Genomic DNA, 17201 nt, shown 5'->3' with positions numbered 1-17201 from the left:
GCTGACTACATTCATGCAATCAGTTGCATAAAAAAGCGAGACAGGCATGACCCACTACCCCCACCTGAATGCCGAACTGGACCTGGGCTTCACCACGCTCAGAAACCGCGTGCTCATGGGCTCCATGCACGTGGGCCTGGAAGAGGCGCCCAATGGCTTCGAACGCATGGCCGCCTTCTACGCCGAGCGGGCGCGCGGCGAGGTGGGCTTGATCGTCACGGGCGGCATCGCCCCCAATGAGTGCGGCCGGCCCATGAAGGGCGGCGCCATGATGGTCAATGAGCACGAGGCGGACCAGCACCGCATCGTCACGCAGGCCGTCCATGCCGAGGGCGGCAAGATCGCCATGCAGATCCTGCACTTCGGCCGCTATGCCTACCAGCCCGGGCTGGTGGCGCCCAGCGCGCTGCAGGCGCCCATCAACCCCTTCGTGCCGCATGCGCTGACGGGCGACGAGGTGGAGCAGACCATCGAGGACTTCGTGCGCTGCGCAGCCCTGGCCCGCCATGCGGGCTACGACGGCGTGGAGATCATGGGCTCCGAGGGCTATCTGATCAACGAGTTCATTGCGGCGCGCACCAACCACCGCGATGACGAATGGGGCGGCAGCTACGCGGGCCGCATGCGCTTTGCGGTGGAGATCGTGCGGCGCACGCGCCAGCGTGTGGGGCCGGACTTCATCATCATCTACCGCCTGTCCATGCTGGACCTGGTGGAAGGCGGCTCCACGCTGGAGGAAGTGATCGCGCTGGCCCAGGCCATCGAGGCCGCGGGCGCCACGCTGCTGAACACGGGCATAGGCTGGCACGAGGCGCGCATCCCCACCATCGCCACCAAGGTGCCGCGCGCCGCCTATGCCTGGGTCACGCAGCGCGTGATGGGGCAGGTGGGCATCCCGCTGATCACCTCCAACCGCATCAACACGCCCGAAGTGGCCGAGCGCCTGCTGGCCGAGGGCTATGCCGACATGGTCTCCATGGCACGGCCGCTGCTGGCCGATGGCGACTTCGTGCGCAAGGCGCGCCAGGGCCGTGCCGACGAGATCAACACCTGCATTGCCTGCAACCAGGCCTGCCTGGACCATACCTTTGGCGGCAAGATCACCTCCTGCCTGGTCAACCCGCGCGCCTGCCATGAGACCGAGCTGGTGATTGCGCCCGCGCCCGCCGCCAAGCGCATCGCCGTGGTGGGCGCCGGCCCGGCGGGCCTGAGCTTTGCCGTCACCGCCGCGCAGCGCGGCCATGCGGTGACGCTGTTCGATGCGGCCAGCGAGATCGGCGGGCAGTTCAACATTGCCAAGAAGGTGCCCGGCAAGGAGGAGTTCCACGAGACGCTGCGCTACTTCCGCCGCCAGCTGGAGCTGGGCGGCGTGGACCTTCGCCTGGGCCACCGCGTGGATGCGGCCCAGCTCATCGAGGGCGGCTATGACGAGATCGTGCTGGCCACGGGCATACGGCCGCGCGTTCCCGCCATCGACGGCGTGGACCATCCCAAGGTGCTCGGCTACCTGGACGTGCTGCAGGGCGACAGGCCCGTGGGCGAGCGCGTGGCCATCATCGGCGCGGGCGGCATAGGTTTCGATGTGGCCGAGTACCTGACCCACGCCGGCGACAGCGGCGCCGTGGCGCCCGGCAAGTTCTATGCGGAGTGGGGCATAGACACGGACTACGCCCGGGCCGGCGGCCTGGCGCAGCCGCAGGCCGAGCCCTCGCCGCGCCGCGTGCACCTGCTGCAGCGCAAATCCACCAAGGTGGGCGACCAACTGGGCAAGACCACGGGCTGGATACACCGCACCTCGCTGAAGGCACGCAGTGTGGCCATGGGCTCGGGCGTGGCCTATGAGCGCATCGACGACGCCGGCCTGCACATCACCGTGGACGGCCAGCCGCAACTGCTGGAGGTGGACAACGTCGTGCTCTGCGCGGGCCAGGAGCCGCAGCGCGAGCTGCATGCGGCCCTGAGCGCGGCGGGCTGCAGCGTGCACCTGATCGGCGGCGCCGACGTGGCGGCCGAACTCGACGCCAAGCGCGCCATTCTGCAAGGCACCACGCTGGCGGCCAGCCTTTGAGGGCGCCGCCCGATTCCGTTTTCCACCTCAACCACCAGGAGACAAGCATGTCCCAGCCCCCGAAGAACGCCCATCCCGCAGTCGCCCGCTCCCTGGAGCTATGGCATCGCATGGTTGCCGCCAGCGACCTGGGCGAGCTGCACACCATCGTCCATCCCGATGCAGTGTTCCGCTCGCCCATGGCGAACACGCCCTATGCCTCGGCTCCCGCGCTGCTGCTGGCGCTGTCCACCGTGGTTCAGGTGTTCGAGAACTTCACCTACCACCGCCAGATGGCCAGCGATGACGGCCTGGACGTGGTGCTGGAGTTCAGCGCCAGCGTGGGCGGCAAGAACCTCAAGGGCATCGACTTCATCCGCTTCGACGAGCAGGGGCTGATCCGGGAATTCGAGGTCATGGTGCGCCCCATGAGCGGCCTGCAGGCCCTGGGCACGGAGATGGGCAAGCGGCTGGGCGACAAGCTTCCCGCCTTCAAGGCCGTGGCCTGAGGGCAGGGCGCGCCATGAAAAACGCCCCCGAAGTTTCGGGGGCGTTTTGCCGTGGGCGTCAGCCGGTCAGAGCGTGCCGGCCTTCTGGCGGGCGATGGCATCGGCCACGCCCTTGCCGTAGGCGGGGTCGGCCTGGGTGCAGTGCGCTATGTGCTTTTGCACGATGTGCTCGGACACACCGGCGATGTTGCGCGCCGTGTTCTCGAACAGGCGCTGCTGCGCATCGGGCGTGAGCAGGCGGAACAGGTCGCCAGGCTGGGTGAAGTAGTCGGCATCGTCCTCGCGGTAGTTCCAGCGGTCGGCCGCGCCGTGCAGGGCCAGCGGCGGCTCGGCGAAGGCGGGCTGCTCCTGCCACTCGCCCTTGGTGTTGGGCTCGTAGGCGATGGTGCCGCCGTAGTTGCCGTCCACGCGCATGGCGCCGTCGCGGTGGTAGGCGTGGTAGGGGCAGCGCGGCGCGTTCACGGGGATCTGGTGGTGGTTCACACCCAGGCGGTAGCGCGCGGCATCGCCATACGAGAACAGGCGCGACTGCAGCATGCGGTCGGGCGAGGGGCCGATGCCCGGCACCAGGTTGGCCGGCGTGAACGAGGCCTGCTCCACATCGGCGTGGTAGTTGCGCGGGTTGCGGTTGAGCTCCATCACGCCCACTTCGATCAGCGGGTAGTCCTTCTTGCTCCAGACCTTGGTCAGGTCGAAGGGGTGGAAGCGGTAGGTCTCGGCTTCATGCTCGGGCATGATCTGCACGCACAGCTTCCAGCGCGGGAACTCGCCGCGCTCGATGGCTTCGAGCAGGTCGCGCTGGCTGCTTTCACGGTCGGAGGCGACCACGGCGGCGGCCTCGGCATCGCCGAAGTTCTCGATGCCCTGCTGGCAGACCCAGTGGAACTTGACCCAGTGGCGCTCGTTGCTGGCGTTGATGAAGCTGTAGGTGTGCGAGCCGAAGCCGTGCATGTGGCGGTAGCCGCGCGGAATGCCCCGGTCGCTCATGACGATGGTGATCTGGTGCAGCGCCTCGGGCAGGCCGGTCCAGAAGTCCCAGTTGTTCTCGGGCGAGCGCAGGTTGGTGTAGGGATCGCGCTTGACGGCCTTGTTCAGGTCGGGGAACTTGAGCGGGTCGCGGAAGAAGAACACCGGCGTGTTGTTGCCCACCAGGTCCCAGTTGCCTTCCTCGGTATAGAGCTTGACGGCAAAGCCGCGGATATCGCGCTCTGCGTCGGCCGCGCCGCGTTCGCCAGCCACGGTGGAAAAGCGCGCGAACACTTCGGTCTGCTTGCCGATGTCGGAGAACACCTTGGCGCGGGTGTAGCGCGTGATGTCACCCGTCACGGTGAAGGTGCCGAAGGCGCCCGAGCCCTTGGCGTGCATGCGGCGCTCGGGAATCACTTCGCGGTTGAAGTGGGCCATTTTTTCCAGATGCCACAGGTCCTGCAGCAGCATCGGGCCACGCGGGCCGGCCGTGAGCGAGTCCTGGTTGTTGGCAACCGGGGCGCCTGCGGCGGTGGTGAGCTTGTGGGTCATGGTCTCTCCTTGATCGAGGGGTGGTAGCGGCGCCGGCTTGCACGCAGGCAGCGCGGCGCTTGGAAAATCAATAGCTGCGTGCTATCGAATTGCTTTTATTGTTGTTTCGTTCTATGGATGCGGCAAGGCTTTGGCGATTGGCAAATCTCAACTGCGCCATAGCCAAAAAATTTCACCGCCTCCCGCATGCGCCATGCCGGGCATGCTTTTTGCCAAGGCATTGTGTTGCGTGGGCGGATACGGCCCGTGTAGGCCGTCGCCCTGTCAGCCAGAGACCAGCTTGTGGACCAGATCGGCGGCAGTGGAGGCGCCGTACTTGCGCATCAGCCGTGCGCGGTAGATCTCCACCGTGCGGTGGCTGATGGCCAGGGCGCGGCCGATTTCCTTGGAGGTCAGCCCCTCCAGCAGGCGGGCGGCCACCTCGCGCTCGCGCCCCGTGAGCTCGGCCTTGACGGGACGGTGGGCGCTGAGGTCCTCGAAGCTCCAGATGCCCGAGGCATGCGGGTCGCTGCGGTCCAGCGTGCGGCCCGTGACATGGCACCAGAACGTTTCGCCGTTGGCGCGCTTCATGATGCGGTTGTCCGAGTAGAACCCCCGGGCGTTGAGAATGGGCGCGATGCGCGCGCCCAGCCGCTCGTACTCGTCGGCGCTGGGGTAGAGGATCTGGAAGGTCTGGCCGATCAGCACCTCGCGCGAGGCCTCGAACATCTCGCAGACCTGGCGGTTGCAGTCGATCATGGTGCGATTGCGCGAGATCACGAGGCCGACGGGGGCGGCTTCGAACGCCAGCCGGTAATCTATATCCATGGGCAAATCTTTACGAAAAACTACCTATGCAAGTACGTAGTATCGTAGCGCATCCAATCTGAAGGAGACATGTGTGAAAAAGCTCTACCCCTCCGCGGAGCAGGCGCTCCAGGGCGTCGTGGCCGACGGGCAATTGCTGGCTGTAGGCGGCTTCGGCCTGTGCGGCATTCCCGAGGCCCTGATCGACGCGCTGCGTGATAGCGGCGCCAAGGGCCTGACGGTGATTTCCAACAACGCGGGCGTGGACGGCTTTGGCCTCGGCAAGCTGCTGGAGACGCGCCAGATCAAGAAGATGATCTCGTCGTATGTGGGCGAGAACAAGGAGTTCGAGCGCCAGTACCTGGCCGGCGAGCTGGAGCTGGAATTCACGCCCCAGGGCACGCTGGCCGAGAAGCTGCGTGCAGGCGGCGCCGGCATTCCCGCCTTCTTCACCAAGACCGGCGTGGGCACCATGGTGGCCGAGGGCAAGGAGCTGCGCGAATTCGACGGCGAGACCTATGTGATGGAGCGCTCGCTCGTGCCCGATGTCTCCCTGGTCAAGGCCCACCGTGCCGACAAGAGCGGCAACCTGCAGTTCCGCCTGACGGCGCGCAACTTCAACCCTGCCGCCGCCACGGCCGGCAAGGTCTGCATCGTGGAAGTGGAAGAGGTGGTCGAGGTCGGCGAGATCGCACCGGACGACATCCACCTGCCCGGCATCTACGTGCACCGCATCGTGCACAACCCGAATCCCGAAAAGCGCATCGAAAAGCGCACCATCACAGAAAAACAAGGAGCCTGACCATGCCGTGGACCCAAGACCAGATGGCCGCCCGCGCGGCCCAAGAACTCGAAGACGGCTTCTACGTCAACCTGGGCATCGGCATTCCCACCCTGGTGGCCAACCACACGGGTGACAAGGAAGTGTGGCTGCAGTCCGAGAACGGCATGCTGGGCATCGGCCCCTTCCCGACCGAGGATGCCGTGGACGCCGACCTGATCAACGCAGGCAAGCAGACCGTGACGACGATTGCCGGCTCGTCCATCTTCGGCAGCGACCAGTCGTTCGCCATGATCCGCGGCGGCAAGATCAACCTGTCCATCCTGGGCGCCATGCAGGTGTCCGAGAAGGGCGACCTGGCCAACTGGATGATTCCCGGCAAGATGGTCAAGGGCATGGGCGGCGCCATGGACCTGGTGGCGGGCGTCAAGCGCGTCATCGTGCTCATGGAACATGTGGCAAAGAAGAAGGACGGCACGATCGACCTCAAAATTCTTCCCGCCTGCACCCTGCCTTTGACCGGCGTGGGCGTGGTGGACCGTATCATCACCGACCTGGGAGTGATGGACGTGACGCCGCAGGGCTTGAAGCTCGTGGAACTGGCCCCCGAAGTGAGCTTCGAGGACATCCAGTCCAAGACCGGCGTGACGCTGATTCGCTGATGTTGCCGTGCACGGCCTGCCTTGGCAGGCCTGCGCAACGAGAGCCCGCCTTGCGCGGGCTCTTTTGCTTATATTTCAGATTTCGAGCCAATGGGAGCCTCTATGACGGATGTCGCGGCCGTGCGCAATCCACCGACAGCGCAGGGATGGAAGGACGAGGGCGTGCATTTCCTGCGCGCCGTCACCGACATGGCCGAGCATTGCAACGTGGTCACCGGCGAGCCCATCTTCAACGACAAGGGCGTCAAGCTCGTGGACAAGGGTGCGCGCATCGACGGCAACATGTACGAGCGCCTGGTCAAGCACAAGCTGCGCGACCCCATCGACAAGCACCTGGGCGTGGACAACCGCGTGGACGTGCTGGCCATCGAGGCCCAGGCCATGGTGCAGTGCGAAACCGTGGACCTGATGCGCCGCCTGGTGCAGTCGCTGGGCGGCACGGACCGGCTGCTGGCGCCGCTGCGCCTGATGGTGCTGCCGCCGCAGATCGCCTTCAAGCTCACGGTCATGCGCGAGCAGCGGCCCGAGCTGTTCGCCCACAGCCTGCAGATGATGCTGGTGGCCATCTACCTGGCGCTGCAAAGCGAATGGAGCGAGCGTGAATGCGGCCCGCTGGCCACGGCGGCCCTGCTGCACGACGTGGGCATGCTCTACATGGACCCGGCCTGGACCGACCCCAACTACCGGCTCACGGGCGCCGAGCGCAAGCACCTGGTGGCGCACTCGGTCACGGGCATGCTCATCATGCGGGGCGCGGGCGCGTATTCGCAGGACGTGGAAATGGCCGTGCTCGAGCACCACGAGCGCATGGACGGCACGGGCTATCCGCGCGGCGTGCATGGCGAAGCCATCTCCAAAATGGGCCGTATCCTGTTGCTGGCCGAAGTGGTCTCGGCCTTCTTCGACAAATTCCAGGACCTGCCCGGCCAGCGCCTGTCGCTGATGCTGCGCATGAACCACCGCCGCTATCCGGCCGATCTGGTCGGCATCCTGCTGCCGCTGCTCTACGACGAGATCTCGCCGGGCACGCCGCTGCCGCCGCTGCAGGCCGAGGTCACGCACAGCGTGGCAGCGCTGTCTGCCGCCTTCCAGATGTGGGACACGTTCAGCCAGGCCTTTCCCGAGCGCTGGCAGGCCATGCCCGACCACCAGGCGGCCGTCTACATCGACTCCAGCATCGGCGGCCTGCAAAAGCAGCTGGCCGAGGCCGGCCTGCATCCCAGCCAGCAAACCGACCTGCTGGCCTACCTCAAGGACGATGTGCAGGGCATGAGCGAGCTGGCCCTGCTCAGCCGCGAGGCGCTGTGGCAACTGCAGGCCATCGTCAACGCCTGCCTGCGCCGCTGGCCCGCCATCAATGCCCGCACCCACGCCGTGGACACAGCGGTCGCGCAATGGTGCGAAGCCTGCATGCAGATCGACGCCACACCCCCAGCGGGCGGCGCAGCGAGAGCGCCAGCGCACTGAGACAGCCGGGCTTGCCCGGCTTTTTTACATCCGTGGATCTCTTGGAAATCAAGAGTGCTGTATATTCATACAGTATTTGAGATTTTCCCCATGACCACGCCCCACGCCTCCCAACCTGCGCAGCCCGCCCCCATGGCGGGTGCGGCGCGTGTGCTGCCTCAGTTGCAGGGCGTGTGGCGTGGCGATGGCTGGCAGCAGGCGCTGCAGCAGCGGGTCCAGCCTTCGGGCCATGCGCTGCTGGATGCGCAATTGCCGGGCGGGGGCTGGCCGCTGGGGGCCATGGTCGAGCTGCTGCAACCCGCCCATGGCCATGCCGAATGGCCGCTGCTGCTGCCGGGCCTGGCGGCCCTGATGCAGCGCAGCGCGGGCCAGGTGGTGCTGGTGGCGCCGCCTTGCAGGCCTTTTGCACCGGGACTGGAAGCGGCGGGCGTGGCGGCGCACCGGCTGTGCTGCGTGGAGGCCGACACCTACCCCGGCGCCCACCCCGGCGCCCACCCGGCAGGCGATGGGGCAGGGCTGGCCTGGGTCTGTGAGCAGGCACTGCGCTGCCGCGACGTGCTGGCCGTGCTGGCCTGGCTGCCAGCCGGTCTGCCCATGGCCACGCTGCGCCGGCTGCAATGGGCGGCCGCTGCGCAGGGGCGCATTCTGTGGCTGTGGCGCGAGGCCTCGGCCGCCCTGCAGACGGTGGCCTCGCCCGCGCCGCTGCGGCTGCGCGTGGAGACAGAGTTGGGGGAGCCGGGCGAAGGCGGCACGCCAGCCTGCCTGCGCGTGCAGTTGCTCAAGCGCCGGGGGCCTGCGCTGGAGCATCCCTTGAAGCTGCCGCTGCACCACTGGGCCTGGCAGGACGTGCTGCAGGCCCAGGCCCAGCGGCGCACCCGGCAGGCGGACGAGGCGCAGCGCTGGCTTCATGGACACGGGCAACTGCTGCCCGCCGAGGCGCCCGCCCTGCAGGCGGCAGCGCACACCCTGGGGTGAGATGCCATGGCACAGCCGAATCAAGCACTGCACTGGATTGCCTGGCCGCTGCATGCCGCGCAGGGCGATGGCCAGGGCAACGGCGACAGTGATGGCGAAGGCAGTGCCTGCGCGCAGCAGGCCTGGTGGGCCCTGCGCTGGACGCCGCGCGTGGCTCTCTGGTACGGGGCAGGGCAGGCCGTGGCGTTGATGGAGGTGGGCAGCGTGGAGCGCCTGTGGGGCGGTCGCCAGGCCATGCTGCTGGGCCTGCTGCGCGCGCTGCGCGAACAGCAGCCCGAGGATGGCCAGGCGGGCGGCCCCCGGATGCCGTCCTGGGCCCGGGGCGCCACGGCATGGCAGGCGCTGGCGCGTCTGCGCTGGCGCATGCAGGGCGCGGATTCGCGCCAGCCCTGGCCGTCTGCCGACGCACTGCCCATCTGGACACTGCCCGCACTGGAGCCGTATGCGCCGGCCCTGGAGCGCATGGGCTGCCGCCGCTGGGGCGAGCTGCGCGCCCTGCCGCGCGCGGGCCTGGCGCGGCGCATCGGGCTGCCGGCCCTGCTGGCGCTGGACCAGGCCTATGGCAGCAGCCCTCATGCGCTGGACTGGCTGGAGCTGCCCGAGCACTTTGCATTGCGCGCCGACCTGGGCTATCCGGCCAGCGACGCCCAGGCCCTGCTGCAGGCCGCCCGGCCCCTGCTGCGTGCGCTGCAGGCCTGGCTGCAGGCCCGCCACCAGGGCGTGCTGGGCCTGCAGCTGCGCTGGCACCACGATCTGCGGCGCGTGGACGGCACGGAACTGCCGGCCTGGGAAGCGCTGGACATCCGCACGGCCCGCCCCGCCCAGGCGCTGGAGCACATGGAGCGCCTGCTGCGCGAACGCCTGGCCCACACGCCCTGGCGCGCGCCTGCGGACATGCTGGAGCTGGTGGCGCTGGACACCGCGCCTTTCGCGGCCGATGCCGGCAGTTGCCTGCCACCGGCCGCGCCCGGCCCGGCGCCGCTGGGCGAGGCGGCAGGCGCGGCAGACGCAGCCGGCGGCATGGCCTGGCATGAATGGGTGGAGCGCGTCTCGGCCCGCCGTGGTGCGCAGGGCGTGCGGGTGGCGCAGCTGCAATCGGACCACCGGCCCGAGGCCATGCAGCGCTGGACCCCGGCCTGCGAGGCCTTGCAGACCCCGCAGGCCCCGCGGCGGCCCGCGCACGCGCGCAAGGCGGCCAACCCCTGGCAGGGCCTGCTGCCGCCCTGGCTGCTCGATCCGCCCCAGCCGCTGCTCCTGCAGGGCAGCCGCCCCTGCTGGCAGGGGCCGCTGCAATTGCTGGCCGGCCCCTATCGGCTGGAGGCCGGCTGGTGGGGAGAGCCGCAGGCCGATGCGGCGCTGGCCGTGCGTGACTATTTCGTGGCGAGCAACGCGGCTGTCGGCCATGTCTGGATCTACCGCGAGCGCACGCCTGCATCGGAGCGGCTGCCAGGCATGCCGGCCCTGCTGTCGCCCGCCGCCTGGTTTGCGCAAGGCATCTATGGCTGAACAGGACATCCTGCTGGAGCCGCCGCCCCCGCAGCTGCAGCGGCTGCAGCCCCCGCCCCAGGCCACCGGGCCGGTGTCCGGCATGGCATCGGGCCCGGGCCTGCCCGGCTATGCGGAGCTGCACTGCCTGTCGAACTTCAGCTTTCTGCGCGGCGCCTCTTCACCCGCCCAACTGGTGCAGCGCGCCAAGGCCCTGGGCTACCAGGCGCTGGCCCTGACCGACGAATGCTCGGTGGCCGGCGCCGTGCGCGCCTTCGAGGCCGCACGCGACTGCGAGATGGCCCTGATCCATGGCAGCGAATTCGCCTGGGGGCCGCTGCGCGTGGTGGCGCTGGCGCGCGATCTGAACGGCTGGGGCAACCTCTGCGAATTCATCAGCGCAGCGCGCGCCCGTGCCGAAAAGGGCCGGTACCTGGTCGATGCCGACAGCCCCTGGCATCTGCTGCGTGAAGGCTGCGAATGCATCGTTGTGCCGCAGCGTGCGCAGCTGTTGCCCGGCGATGTGCCCGCCATGGCCGAGGCCGTGCAGGCCGCCGTGGCGCAGCTGGGGCAGGGCTGTTGGCTGGGCGTGGAGCTGCTGCTGGCGCCCGACGACAGCCTGTGGCTGCAAAGCCTGCAGGACGTGGCAGGGTTGCTGGGCCTGTCCTGCGTGGCCTGCGGCGACGTGCACATGCATGCGCGCTCGCGCAAGCCGCTGCAGGACCTGGTGACGGCGCTGCGCCTGGGCTGCACGGTGGCCGAGTGCGGCTTCGAGCTGCACCCCAATGCCGAGCGGCATCTGCGCTCGCGGTTTCGGCTGGGCGGCATCTATCCGCGCGCCATGCTGGATGCAACCTTGCAGATTGCCGCGCGCTGCGATTTCAAGCTCAGTGAGATCAGCTACCACTATCCGCAGGAAAGCGTGCTGCCCGGCATGGACGCGCGCCAGACATTGGCCTGGCATACCTGGCAGGGAGCGGCGGGGCGCTATCCGCAAGGCATTCCCGAATCGGTCGCCAAGCAGTTGAAGGATGAGCTGGAGCTGATCGCCGAATGCCGCTACGAGATGTACTTTCTCACCGTGCACGACATCGTGCGCTATGCGCGCAGCGAAGGCATCCTGTGCCAGGGCCGTGGTTCGGCCGCGAACTCGGCCGTCTGCTATTGCCTGGGCATCACGGCCGTGGACCCGAACAAGACCACGCTGCTGATGGCGCGCTTCATCAGCCGCGAGCGCAGCGAACCCCCAGATATCGACGTGGACTTCGAGCACGCGCGGCGCGAGACCGTCATCCAGTACATCTACGAAAAATACGGCCGCGGCCGTGCGGCGCTGACGGCCGTGGTCAGCTGCTGGCGCACGCGTGGCGCACTGCGCGACGCGGGCAAGGCCCTGGGCGTGGATGCGGTGCTGATCGACGCCATGGCCCGGCAGCACCACTGGTTCAGCGATGCCGAGGACCAGGCGGCCGAGCCGGAGCCCGAACCCGATGACCCCGCCCTGGGCTGGGTGCGCTCCAAGCTGCTGCGCCTGGCCCGGCTGCGCGAGCGGCTGGGCGACGACTGCCCGCAACTGTCGCCCCAGCGTGCGCGGCTGTGGCTGGAGCTGGCCTTGCAGCTGCGCGACAGCCCGCGCCACCTGAGCCAGCACGTGGGCGGCTTTGTGCTGACCGACGGGCCGCTGACGCGGCTGGTGCCCGTGGAGCCGGCCGCCATGGAGGGCCGCTCGGTCATCCAGTGGGACAAGGACGATCTGGACACCATGAATCTGCTCAAGGTCGATGTGCTGGCCCTGGGCATGCTCACCGTGCTGCGCGGCAGCCTGCACGCGCGCGCCGCGCTGCGCGGCCCGCGCTGGGAGCTGGCCGACATTCCCAAGGAGGACGCCGCCACCTACGACATGATCTGCCGCGCCGACACCGTGGGCACCTTCCAGATCGAGAGCCGCGCCCAGATGAGCATGCTGCCCCGGCTGCGGCCGCGCGTGTTCTACGACCTGGTGGTCGAGGTCGCCATCGTGCGGCCCGGCCCCATACAGGGCGGCATGGTCCATCCCTATCTGCAGGCGCGCGAGCGTCGGCGGCAGGGCGGCGAGCTGGTCCTGGAAAAGCCTGCGCTCGAGAAGGCGCTCAAGCGCACGCTGGGCGTGCCCATCTTCCAGGAGCAGGTGATGCAGATCGCCATGATCGCGGCGAACTTCTCGGCGGGCGATGCCGACGAGCTGCGCCGCTCCATGGCCGCCTGGCGGCGCAAGGGCGGCGTGCACCGCTTCGAGCGCCCATTGATCGACGGCATGCTGGCCAACGGCTACAGCGCTGATTTTGCCCAGGCCATCTTCCGCCAGATGCTGGGCTTTGGCGAATACGGCTTCCCAGAAAGCCATGCCTACAGCTTCGCCATGCTGGCCTATGCCAGCGCCTGGCTCAAGCGCCATGAGCCGGCCTGTTTTCTGATGGCCTTGCTCAATGCCCAGCCCATGGGTTTCTACACCCCCTCGCAACTGATCCAGGACGCGCGCCGCCACGGCGTGCGCGTGCTGCCCGTCGATGTGCGCCACAGCGACTGGGACTGCACGCTGGAGGCGCCGCACGAGCGCATTGCCGGCGTCGAGCTGCCGCAGCCGGCCGTGCGCCTGGGTCTGTGCATGGTGGCGCAGTTGCCAAAGACTTCGGGCGAGCGCGTGGCGCAGGTCCGCGCGCAGGCGCCGTTCAGGAGCACCGAGGACCTGGCCCTGCGCGCCCGGCTGCAGCGCGCCGAACTGCAGGCCCTTGCGGCGGCCGATGCGCTGCAGGGCCTGTCAGGCCACCGCCGCCAGCAGATGTGGGATGCAGCGGCCCTGCAGGTGCAGCCCCCGCTGTTCGCGGGCGTGCCCGTGCATGAGGCGCCCGTGCAACTGGCTGCTGCGCCCGAGGGCGAGGAAATCCTGTTCGACTACGCGGCCACGGGCCTGAGCCTGCGCCGCCACCCGCTGGCCCTGCTGCGTGACCGCCTGCGCCGCCACGGGCTGCGCACGGCGCTGGAGCTGCGCGACACGCTGGCGGGCATGCGCGTGCGGGCCTGCGGCATCGTCACCGTGCGCCAGCGCCCGCCCACGGCCAAGGGCACCCTCTTCATCACGCTGGAGGACGAGACGGGCACGGTCAACCTGGTGGTCTGGCCCGATACCGTCACGCGCTGGGGCGAGCCCTTGCTGGGCGCGCGGCTGCTGGCGGTGGAGGGCATCTGGCAAAGCAGCTCGGATTGGGGCGGCGGCAAGGACTGCGGCGAGCCAGCGCCTGCAGAGCAGGCCAGCCAGGAGGTGCCCGCCGTGCGCCATCTCATCGTGCACCGCGCCCGCGACATGAGCCGCTGGCTGGGCCGCCTGGGCGGCGCCGGCGTGGCAAGCCGCAATTTCCACTGAGGGCTGTTGCCGTTGCTGCCGAAGCAGGCTCAGGCCATGCGGTCGTCCGCGCGGATGTCGGGCATCTGGTCGATACGCTTGCCGAACCAGCCTATGCGCTCGGTCTGGCGCACATCCAGCCTGGGCACGTAGGGCTTGATGTCGAGCACGGGCGTGCCGTCCAGCATGTCGTTGCCCAGGAAATGCAACAGCAGTCCTTCGCGCCGAACCAGGCGCACGATGGACAGGCCCAGCCGGTTGGGCCGCGCCGGGGCGCGCGTGGCGAACACGCCGTGGCTGCTGTCGTCCATGAAGGGCACGACTTCCAGCTTTTCCACGGCCTGGTGCAGGTGGGTGATGAGGATCAGGTAGTCAAAGCCTTCGATGTCGCGCAGCCCGGCCTCGAACTCGGGCAGCAGCTCCACGCGGCCGGCCTCGTCGGCCGCGCCCGCCGTCTGTATGGGCATGCCCACCGGGTCGGTGAAGCGGCTGCGCACATGGCCGATGGGGCGGCAGGCGACGGCCTGCGCCGTGGAGCCGGTCGCGCTCATGCGCTCGTTCCCTGGGGATTGAGCAGGCGTGTCAGCGCGGCGATATCGGCCGCCGCCGCCATGCGCGCCGTGGTCTCTATGGAGCGGTAATGCCTGACGATGGCTTCGCCCGTGGAGGTGAGCGAGGCGCCGCCGCCATGGGCGCCGCCGGCGCTGGTGTTGACGGCCGGCGTCTGCAGCGCGCGGTTCATCTCGTCGACCAGCACCCAGGCGCGCCGGTAGGACATGCCCAGCGATCGCGCTGCAGCCGAGATGGAGCCCGCCTCGGCAATGGCTTCGAGCAACTGCACCTTGCCGGGACCGATGGCAATGGTGCTGTCGTTGTATACGCGCAGGCGGAACTGGACTTTGGAGGACATGGGGAAAGGACTTGGCACAGGAGAAAAGCGAACGTCAAGGTTAAGCGAAATCAACGGCTTGCGCCGTCACAGGGGCTAAGGGGAAATACGCAATGCATGGATCGCTACAGCGAAGGGGTGCTCTGGCAGGGCGTTCCTGCACACTGGCCGTCGGGGCCGGCGCGCTGGCGCTGCCGCCAGGGCGCCCGCTGCCTGCGCATCGTCTGCGAGTGCATTGGCGAGGCTCTTGACCTGCCGGCGCCGCGTCTCGATGCCTGTGTGCTGCGGCGCTATTTCGTCACATTGCCACCGGGTTTGCTAGCCTTTTTGCGCCAATGCAGCGCGGCGCTTGCCGCGCATCCGGGCCACGCGTTTACTTCTTGCTGCTTTCTGCCAGCAGGCGCTGGCATTGCGCATCTTCCTCGGCGGCCGGCACCGTCAGCGGCACCAGCGCCAGGGCGGCGGGTGCCACCACGGCGGCGGCCACGGCCGCGCCCGCGCGCAGCAGCAGCGGGCCGGGCTCCACGCCCACCTTGGGGTTGGCGAAGCTGCCGCGCACATACAGGGGCGTGCGCAGAGAGAAGAACTTCCACTTCAGCGACTCGGGCACGATGCGCAGGTCCATGGTCTCCTGCGCCAGGCTGATCTGTCCGGTGGCCTCGATGATGGCCTCGGGCGTGGCCAGCTTGACGTTGCGGGTGCGCGCAATGCCCTGCTTCACGGTCAGGTCGGCAACGGCGCAGTTGAGCTGCACTTCCTTGTCGGCGCCGAACAGCTTGGTGACGATGACGCTGCCCAGGTTCAGCGCGGCCAGGTCCAGGAGCTGCTTGCTGAAGCGGCCATCGCGCACATACAGGCGGATGTCGCCCGAGCTGGTGCCCAGCCATTCGGCAATGGACTGGCCCCGGCCCTCCAGGCCCAGCGCGCCATCCATGCTGCCCAGGCTTTTCTTCATCAGTTCGATCTCGGGGAACAGGGCCGACAGCTGCAGCCCCTGCACCTTGCCCTGGAGGCTGGCCTTGGGCGGCTTGGCGCCGCTGTCCACCACGGCCTCGATGTCCAGCCGGCCCTTGGCCATGCCGAAGCGCAGCGGGGACAGGCGCAGCACGCCGTTGTCCATGACGGCATGCACGCTGAAGTCCTCGATGGGCAGGGCCTGGGGGCGCTCGATGCGGTCGCTCTTGAAGCGCACATCCATGTCCATGGCATTCCACTTGCTGGTGTCAAAGCGCTGCGTGGGCAGGGCCTTGCCGCTGGCTGCCTGCCGGGTCTTCTGGCCCTGCCTGGTGGACGGTGCTCCCACCACCGGCCCCAGGTCGGCCAGGCGCAGCTTGCGCGAGGCCAGATCGCCGCTGAGCTTGGGGCGCGGCTTGCCCGATGCGTAGTGCAGCGTGCCGCGCAGATCGCTCTGGCCCACGCGGCCATCGAATTCCTCGTAGTCCCAGACGGCGCGCCCCGGCTCCAGGCTGCCGACCAGATGGCCATTGGTGTCGAAGGGCGGTGTGCGCGGCAGCAGCAGACCCGTCAGCGGGAACAGGTCGGCCATGCTGGAGCCGCGCAGGCGCACCTGCAGGTCCATGCCCTTGAGCGCCCTGGGATTGTCGAGAATGCCCTCGGCCCGGGCGCGCAGGCTGCCCGCATGGGCCCACAGCTTCACGGGAAAGCGTGCCTGTTCGCTTTGCAGGTCCAGCACGGGGCCGATGAGGCCCTGGGCCTCGACCGTGGCCTTGGCGATGCGGCCAGTCAGGCCGACGCGCATGCCATACGGAAAGTCTGGACTGGGCGGCTGCACAAGGCTGTCCAGACGTGCGCGCACCGCCATCTGGCGCACGCCATCGCTCCAGCCCACCAGGCCGCCGCGCAGGCTCAATTGCGCTACCTGAAAACGCCAGCGCGGCCCTGTGTGCTCGGGGCGCTTGAAGGTCCAGTTGTTGCTGCCATCCTTGCGCCGGGCAAAGACCAGGTCAGGGCCTTCCAGTTGCAGATGGTCCAGCAGCACATGCCGGCCCAGCAGCGGCCACAGCCGCAGGCTGGCCGTGGCGCGCGCGGCCGTGGCCATGGTGTCGGCGTCGCGCGGGGGTGGGGCCATTTTCTCGTCGGCCAGGACGATGCTGTCGCTGTCGATCTTGGGCGCGGAAGGGCTGGCCTGCGAGTCCTTGTCCTTGCCTTCATCCTTGTCCTTCGCCTTTCCCTTGGGCTGTTCCTTGGCTTTCTCCTCGGGCAGGCGGCCCTTGTTCAACTGGTCGGGCGGCGCAGGCAGGGCGGGCAGCTCGGCACTGCCCTTGGCCGGCTCCTGCTCAACCTCCCAGCCCTCGGGCTGGCCCAGGGTCAACTGCTCGGCCTGGACGGTGACGCCAGGAATCCAATGGCGCCAGCCCTGGTCCAGGGGCTGTGGCCAGGTCCAGCGCAGGCGCAGGTCGCCTTCAATGGCGAAGTGGCGGCCGGTGCTTTCGCTGACGCGCTCGTTCACCCAGGGCTTGGCCCGGTTCCAGTCGAAGGTGGCAATCAGGACCACAACCGCGGCGAGCAGCAGCACCAGGGCCGACACCGTCCACAAAAGGGCGCGCAGCCAGCGGCGGCGGGCTGGGCGGTGGGGTGCTGGTGTGGCGGGGCTGTGGTTCGCTGTGTCGGTCGCTGTGTCTGTCATGGCGCAGGGGGGCCGCTAAATGGGGTTCGGTCCATCCTATCGCCATGAAAACGCTT

At 68.7% G+C, this 17201-nt stretch carries 13 protein-coding genes; 8 read left to right on the top strand and 5 right to left on the bottom strand.

The window, feature by feature from the left end:
* Window positions 1-46: 46 nt before the first annotated feature.
* Both AC57B5_RS08940 and AC57B5_RS08935 read left to right on the top strand, forming a co-directional pair.
* Window positions 47-2068 (top strand): 2,4-dienoyl-CoA reductase FMN-binding domain-containing protein, encoded by a 2022-nt coding sequence (locus AC57B5_RS08940; protein WP_496399308.1) that lies wholly within the window; start codon window positions 47-49, stop codon window positions 2066-2068.
* 47 nt (window positions 2069-2115) lie between these two features.
* Window positions 2116-2556, top strand: a complete 441-nt coding sequence (locus tag AC57B5_RS08935; protein WP_013802009.1) for a nuclear transport factor 2 family protein — start codon at window positions 2116-2118, stop codon at window positions 2554-2556.
* A 66-nt stretch (window positions 2557-2622) separates the two neighbouring features.
* Here the strand turns inward: AC57B5_RS08935 and AC57B5_RS08930 are convergent, their stop codons facing one another.
* Entirely contained in the window at window positions 2623-4074 is a 1452-nt protein-coding gene (locus AC57B5_RS08930) for a catalase (protein ID WP_013802010.1), read from the bottom strand.
* Between the two features lie 264 nt (window positions 4075-4338).
* On the bottom strand, window positions 4339-4881 hold the full coding sequence (locus AC57B5_RS08925) for a PAS and helix-turn-helix domain-containing protein (RefSeq protein WP_012206070.1): 543 nt from the start codon (window positions 4879-4881) through the stop codon (window positions 4339-4341).
* A 73-nt stretch (window positions 4882-4954) separates the two neighbouring features.
* On the opposite strand from AC57B5_RS08925, the gene AC57B5_RS08920 reads away from it, so the two are divergent.
* From AC57B5_RS08920 to dnaE, 6 genes are all read left to right on the top strand, one after another.
* Window positions 4955-5662 (top strand): CoA transferase subunit A, encoded by a 708-nt coding sequence (locus tag AC57B5_RS08920; RefSeq protein ID WP_013802011.1) that lies wholly within the window; start codon window positions 4955-4957, stop codon window positions 5660-5662.
* A 2-nt stretch (window positions 5663-5664) separates the two neighbouring features.
* Window positions 5665-6303: a 3-oxoacid CoA-transferase subunit B gene (locus AC57B5_RS08915; RefSeq protein ID WP_496399307.1), complete on the top strand. Its 639-nt coding sequence runs from the start codon at window positions 5665-5667 to the stop codon at window positions 6301-6303.
* Window positions 6304-6405: 102 nt separating this feature from the next.
* The gene (locus tag AC57B5_RS08910; RefSeq protein ID WP_013802012.1) at window positions 6406-7770 is read left to right on the top strand and encodes an HD-GYP domain-containing protein; all 1365 of its coding nucleotides are present in this window, start codon (window positions 6406-6408) and stop codon (window positions 7768-7770) included.
* 90 nt (window positions 7771-7860) lie between these two features.
* Window positions 7861-8745: a translesion DNA synthesis-associated protein ImuA gene (imuA, locus tag AC57B5_RS08905; RefSeq protein WP_496399306.1), complete on the top strand. Its 885-nt coding sequence runs from the start codon at window positions 7861-7863 to the stop codon at window positions 8743-8745.
* A gap of 6 nt (window positions 8746-8751) precedes the next feature.
* Window positions 8752-10251 carry a Y-family DNA polymerase gene (locus tag AC57B5_RS08900; RefSeq protein WP_496399305.1) on the top strand — a complete coding sequence of 500 codons (1500 nt, stop codon included), beginning with the start codon at window positions 8752-8754 and terminating at the stop codon, window positions 10249-10251.
* Entirely contained in the window at window positions 10244-13630 is a 3387-nt protein-coding gene (gene dnaE, locus AC57B5_RS08895) for a DNA polymerase III subunit alpha (protein ID WP_496399304.1), read from the top strand. The genes AC57B5_RS08900 and dnaE overlap by 8 nt, the downstream gene beginning before the upstream one ends.
* A 29-nt stretch (window positions 13631-13659) precedes the next feature.
* Here dnaE and tsaA read toward each other — a convergent pair whose 3' ends face one another.
* The 3 genes from tsaA to AC57B5_RS08880 form a co-directional block, all read right to left on the bottom strand.
* A complete protein-coding gene (tsaA, locus tag AC57B5_RS08890) occupies window positions 13660-14160 on the bottom strand; it encodes a tRNA (N6-threonylcarbamoyladenosine(37)-N6)-methyltransferase TrmO (protein WP_043821536.1) in 501 nt (166 codons plus the stop codon).
* Window positions 14157-14519, bottom strand: a complete 363-nt coding sequence (locus AC57B5_RS08885) for a winged helix-turn-helix domain-containing protein (RefSeq protein WP_013802017.1) — start codon at window positions 14517-14519, stop codon at window positions 14157-14159. The genes tsaA and AC57B5_RS08885 overlap by 4 nt, the downstream gene beginning before the upstream one ends.
* 352 nt (window positions 14520-14871) lie before the next feature.
* Entirely contained in the window at window positions 14872-17145 is a 2274-nt protein-coding gene (locus AC57B5_RS08880; RefSeq protein ID WP_496399303.1) for an AsmA family protein, read from the bottom strand.
* Window positions 17146-17201 lie beyond the last annotated feature (56 nt).

The organism is Delftia sp. BGA-UO-ETr-SB1, from assembly GCF_059567865.1.
Note: the sequence above shows the minus strand (reverse complement) of the source record. Positions and strands in the feature narration are given on the sequence as shown.

Bases quoted from the DNA above. Each gene is read 5' to 3' on its own strand.
- AC57B5_RS08915 (WP_496399307.1), top strand. From the start codon at position 5,665: ATGCCGTGGACCCAAGACCAGATGGCCGCCCGCGCGGCCCAAGAACTC.
- AC57B5_RS08885 (WP_013802017.1), bottom strand. From the start codon at position 14,519: ATGTCCTCCAAAGTCCAGTTCCGCCTGCGCGTATACAACGACAGCACC.
- AC57B5_RS08900 (WP_496399305.1), top strand. From the start codon at position 8,752: ATGGCACAGCCGAATCAAGCACTGCACTGGATTGCCTGGCCGCTGCAT.
- AC57B5_RS08930 (WP_013802010.1), bottom strand. From the start codon at position 4,074: ATGACCCACAAGCTCACCACCGCCGCAGGCGCCCCGGTTGCCAACAAC.
- imuA (WP_496399306.1), top strand. From the start codon at position 7,861: ATGACCACGCCCCACGCCTCCCAACCTGCGCAGCCCGCCCCCATGGCG.
- tsaA (WP_043821536.1), bottom strand. From the start codon at position 14,160: ATGAGCGCGACCGGCTCCACGGCGCAGGCCGTCGCCTGCCGCCCCATC.
- AC57B5_RS08880 (WP_496399303.1), bottom strand. From the start codon at position 17,145: ATGACAGACACAGCGACCGACACAGCGAACCACAGCCCCGCCACACCA.
- AC57B5_RS08910 (WP_013802012.1), top strand. From the start codon at position 6,406: ATGACGGATGTCGCGGCCGTGCGCAATCCACCGACAGCGCAGGGATGG.
- AC57B5_RS08935 (WP_013802009.1), top strand. From the start codon at position 2,116: ATGTCCCAGCCCCCGAAGAACGCCCATCCCGCAGTCGCCCGCTCCCTG.
- dnaE (WP_496399304.1), top strand. From the start codon at position 10,244: ATGGCTGAACAGGACATCCTGCTGGAGCCGCCGCCCCCGCAGCTGCAG.
- AC57B5_RS08925 (WP_012206070.1), bottom strand. From the start codon at position 4,881: ATGGATATAGATTACCGGCTGGCGTTCGAAGCCGCCCCCGTCGGCCTC.
- AC57B5_RS08940 (WP_496399308.1), top strand. From the start codon at position 47: ATGACCCACTACCCCCACCTGAATGCCGAACTGGACCTGGGCTTCACC.